This window comes from Limnospira sp. PMC 289.06 (assembly GCF_032350395.1).
In the GTDB taxonomy this organism is placed as follows: Bacteria; Cyanobacteriota; Cyanobacteriia; order Cyanobacteriales; family Microcoleaceae; genus Limnospira; species Limnospira platensis.
Window position 1 is genome coordinate 1 of record NZ_JARPLC010000564.1, and the last position, 291, is coordinate 291.

General features: G+C 47.1%; 1 pseudogene. It reads right to left on the reverse strand.

The window, feature by feature from the left end:
- Positions 1 to 168: 168 nt before the first annotated feature.
- Positions 169 to 291, reverse strand: a pseudogene (locus tag P5674_RS26290) (HNH endonuclease); the annotation flags it as partial.

The following is a 291-nucleotide window of genomic DNA, read 5'->3' on the forward strand; positions in this document are numbered from 1 at the left end:
ATTTCACTCCTAAACGTCTCGCACGCTATATCTGCATCTAGCACGAAATATTCACTTTTGTTGATACTCTGGTAAATCCTGGCTATTGCATCTTGGGCTGACCGTCCTGGACGGAACCCGTAGCTTGTGCCTTCAAATCTCGATTCCCATTCAGGTTCGAGAGCCGACTTAACCAAGGCTTGCCTTGCTCTGTCTTGGATTGTGGGTATTCCTATTCCAGCTTTTTTCATCCCTTCCAGGTTTTGGAATCCACACCCGTCGCAGTGGTTTTGCTTTGAGGTTTCCCTTAAG